The organism is Lacticaseibacillus pantheris DSM 15945 = JCM 12539 = NBRC 106106 (assembly GCF_001591865.1).
GTDB classification, from domain to species: Bacteria; Bacillota; Bacilli; order Lactobacillales; family Lactobacillaceae; genus Lacticaseibacillus; species Lacticaseibacillus pantheris.
This window is the reverse complement of sequence record NZ_BCVS01000185.1, coordinates 1-1,095: the sequence shown is the minus strand read 5'-3', so window position 1 is coordinate 1,095 and position 1,095 is coordinate 1. Positions and strand designations below refer to the sequence as shown.

The 1,095-nt window shown below is 52.1% G+C and carries 1 protein-coding gene; it reads left to right on the top strand.

Going from position 1 to position 1,095, the window contains the following annotated elements; genetic code table 11:
* Positions 1–485 precede the first annotated feature (485 nt).
* Positions 486–1,095 (top strand): helix-turn-helix domain-containing protein (locus LPA02S_RS11365; RefSeq protein WP_169798392.1); only part of this gene is annotated, 610 nt, incomplete at its 3' end.

Genomic DNA, 1,095 nt, shown 5'->3' with positions numbered 1-1,095 from the left:
GGCGGAGCACCGCCGAGAGACTGCAGTGTGTACTGATTTGTCCGCAGACAGATCGAGAGCAGTGGTGTTTCAAGAGGTGCATTTGTCTGCTATCGTCGAAGTATCTGTACTTGGACTTTTGGTGATAGTACCTTAATACGTCGCTTTCTGGCCTGCGGAGCTCGTATCAATAAGCACAGATAGCGGGAAAGCGCTGTAGCTTCCCACAGCAAGTGAGAGGAATAGCTCACAACCATACAGAGCTGATTTCAACGTTGCTCAAGGCTTTGTCAGCGTTACCCAACTGAACGGCTTTTGACCACGATACCCGCCAATATTACCCGAAATGCACGAATGAGGTGGTCATATCTGTCCGCCTAATGTTATGCTATTTGATGAGGAACCGTTTGTTTTCATCCGGTGTTTTCCTTTTTCAGTCAACAATATTTCAATTTCTATAACTGGAGTCGGTGGGGTGACCGACTGAACCTTGGGGGTGTTAATCAATGATGGGAGCTGAATTTCGCCGGTTACGACGGCGTGAGGGCGCATCGTTGAAGGATGTGGCTGGCGGCGTGGTGTCGCTGGGCGCTCTATCGAAGTTTGAAAGTGGTACGGCTGACGTGCCCATTAATAAGTTGTGCGTCATGTTGGACCGTATGGGTGTGAGCTTACAGGAGTTTGTCAGCGGCTTTGACCCGTTGGTTGGTAATAGCAATAGCCTCATGCCCACGGTGAACAAGTTGAGTGCCCAACGTGATGTGCCCGGACTTAAAGTCCTAGTGATGATGGCCCAGGAACGGTACGTGCGGCGGTGGACGCCCATCGACTTTCAGCAACTGGTGATCGCCGCAGGGGCGTACTTTGCGTTAACGCAGGACAACTTGTTGAGCACGGAGCAGGAACAGACCCTGTCCACCTGGTTTAGCCCCCAGGTGCGGTGGACGGAGGCGAACGTGGTTGCTTTTCGTTATGGTTGCGTACTGTTATCACCACTGGTTTGTTACCAAGTGGCAACCCGTTTGTTTGGTAAGGTGCACGCCGTATACTCGGTTAACCACTCGCTTAGTACCGCCGCCTGGGAAGCCGTGTTGAGCGCGGATTTGACGTGTACCC